This is a genomic window from Elusimicrobiota bacterium (assembly GCA_018816525.1).
Lineage (GTDB): Bacteria > Elusimicrobiota > Endomicrobiia > CG1-02-37-114 > XYA2-FULL-39-19 > OXYB2-FULL-48-7.
Map to the genome: position 1 here is coordinate 1 of JAHIVV010000045.1, position 2,569 is coordinate 2,569.

Sequence of the window (2,569 nt, forward strand, 5' to 3'; positions counted from 1 at the left end):
CTTTGTTTCGACCGTTGGAATCAATGAACGCGTGATAAAAGACTATATAGAGCAACAAGGCAAAGAAGATATTGGACAAGCGAAGCTTGAGTTAGGAATTTAAATGCCCCGAGCGTAAGCTCGTGGGATATTTACTGAAAAATATAGTATAATATGCAAAGTTTAGAAGATTTAAAAATATTCAAGTCAGCTGAAGAGATTAGTGATAAAATCTATCAAAAAACTGCAAAATTTAATGATTTGGTAGATTTCATTATAAAGAAAATTTGATGTTTTTGTTTTATGCAAGAGGTTCTTTAGAAAGCTCATTGAAAAAAACTTTTGCATAGAAATTAGCGATAAAGTAGATATTGCTTTTAACCAATAATCTGATTATCTAACTGATTCCCCGGTAGCTCAATGGTGGAGTGAGCGGCTGTTAACCGCTAGGCTGTTGGTTCGAGTCCAACCCGGGGAGTTTTGACAATTTGTCGTCGAGAAATCGACATTTTTCATAAAAAGGCAATGGTTTGAAATCCGAACTTTTTGACGTAATAAAACGTATTTGTTTTCAAAATACAGCATTATTTTTCATCTGTTTGGAATTTCCGCACATAAAAAACAACCTGAAATACCTCATTAAAACCCATCTATTTTGAATAATTTCTTTTACTGCCGGATGTTTCAGCGTGTTTCACTTCGCAAATGTCGGTAATAAAAGGTATCGCTAAAAGGTCGTTAAAAAATGTCACTAAAAAAGAGCGTCATAATATTCAGGCAAATCCGAAAAACAGATTTCCTTCCTATTTTTTAACGAAGAAATAATTATTCCTGTAACGCCTTTCCACATATATGTGCTGAAATGAACCGGCTGAAATATTCCTTCCTCGTTTTTGTATCTCATTTTGTAGGTTTTGATGTTTTTTAAGGCAAGAACAAGGCAATCCTGAGTTATATCATCAAAGGAGTTTATGATAAGAGGCAGATAGGGAGATGTATAGAATCTGAATACGAAGAAACCTGTCAGATGAAGAAGCAATATTTCTTTTGAAGCGGAATTACCTTGCTTGGCGGAACTGATAAGTTTTCTTTCGTATTTTAATGGGAGTTTTTTGTATTTATTAGCAATCTGATGATAGAAATCCAATTGATGAATTATTTTTCATTTTGAGATAATTTTTTCACGAATTTATTAAAAAGTATCGCGGGTATAAAATATATTAAAACACCTTTTTCCTTTATTTCAGCGTAATGATGTTTTGTTATAACTACCGCTCTTTTAACATTTCTGTGGTTTTCAAAGAAAGATAAAAAGTTTTTAGGGATATAGGGAGTTTTGGTATTCTGCCACTTAACTTCAATGGGAATAAATTCATTATTTCCTTCTAAAATAAAATCTATTTCTGTTCCGGCTTTAGTCCTCCAGAAATATATATTATAGAAGATAGGTTTATACCTGATTAGTTCGTTAAAAATAAAATTTTCCACATAACTTCCCAGGTTTTTCCGCTCTTCAATATTGCTGAAATTGCCTATACCATAATTAACAATGCCACTATCCAGAAAATAGAGTTTTGGCATTTTGCTTATTTCAGTTCTTTTATTTGAGTGAAAAGGTTTTAAAAGTTTTATGATAAAAGTTTCTTCGAGTAAATCAAGGTATTTTGATGTCTGGCGCCTGTCTATTTGTAATGTGTTTGATAACTCAAATGTATTTACCAGGTTGCCTATCTGGGATGCCAGTATTTTGACCAGATTATTAAATGCCGAGATATGTTCTCCTTTGAGAAGCGATTTTATATCTTTCTGTATGTAGGAATTATAAATATCCTGCAATTCCTCTATTTTTTCGGTCCTGTCCTTTATAAGCGCTATTTTGGGATAGCCGCCGTATGTCAAATACTCTTTAAAATATCCTTTATTGTTTGGTTCAATAAGCAGCATTTCATCTTTTATTAATTTAAGTTTTTCATATTCCAAATATAGATGTTCGCTTCTGAACCTTATGTACTCTTCAAAACTCAAGGAATATAGAGCATAAACTCTTTTCCTGCCAGCAAGGGATTCCTTCAAGTGTTTCTGAATTTCTAGCGAAGAAGAACCCGAGACTACTACTTTGACTAAGGGATACAAGTCATATATTGTTTTTAAAAGTTTTGTGGCGTTCTTTATATACTGAAATTCATCGATAGCTATGAATACTTGTTTTTTCTCAATGTCAGCGCCCTTATTTTTTAAGTGGGATTTCAATGTTTCAATATTCTGGCATATGTCTAACTGCTTGATATCTTCAAGATTAAAATAGAATTGCAGGCAATTCTTCGGGAAACTATCTTGAAGCATTTTCATCAATGTAGTTTTGCCGACCTGCCTGCTTCCCAGAATGATGATAATTCGGTTATGCTTAATACTTTCTTCCAACTTGGCTGATAGAATACGCTGGATATATTTCATAAACCCTTGCCCCATATGTACTAAATGTGCAACTATGCACAAATAGTATACATCATATTTTAATGGACGTCAAGGTCTTCGTGATTTAGGGTTAAGCAAATTCAATTTTTGTGTTGAGAATTTGTTCTAAGTTTAA

Annotated in this window: 2 protein-coding genes and 1 tRNA gene; 1 reads left to right on the forward strand and 2 read right to left on the reverse strand. The window is 32.8% G+C overall.

What is annotated here, in order from left to right; translation table 11 throughout:
* The first annotated feature begins 385 nt into the window (after positions 1 to 385).
* Positions 386 to 457 (forward strand) — tRNA-Asn (locus KKH91_04470).
* Between the two features lie 273 nt (positions 458 to 730).
* Here the strand turns inward: KKH91_04470 and KKH91_04475 are convergent.
* Positions 731 to 1,126 carry a hypothetical protein gene (locus KKH91_04475; GenBank protein MBU0952063.1) on the reverse strand — a complete coding sequence of 132 codons (396 nt, stop codon included), beginning with the start codon at positions 1,124 to 1,126 and terminating at the stop codon, positions 731 to 733.
* Positions 1,127 to 1,134: 8 nt separating this feature from the next.
* Complete coding sequence (locus tag KKH91_04480) at positions 1,135 to 2,433, reverse strand: ATP-binding protein (GenBank protein MBU0952064.1); 1,299 nt, start codon at positions 2,431 to 2,433, stop codon at positions 1,135 to 1,137.
* Positions 2,434 to 2,569: the final 136 nt, after the last annotated feature.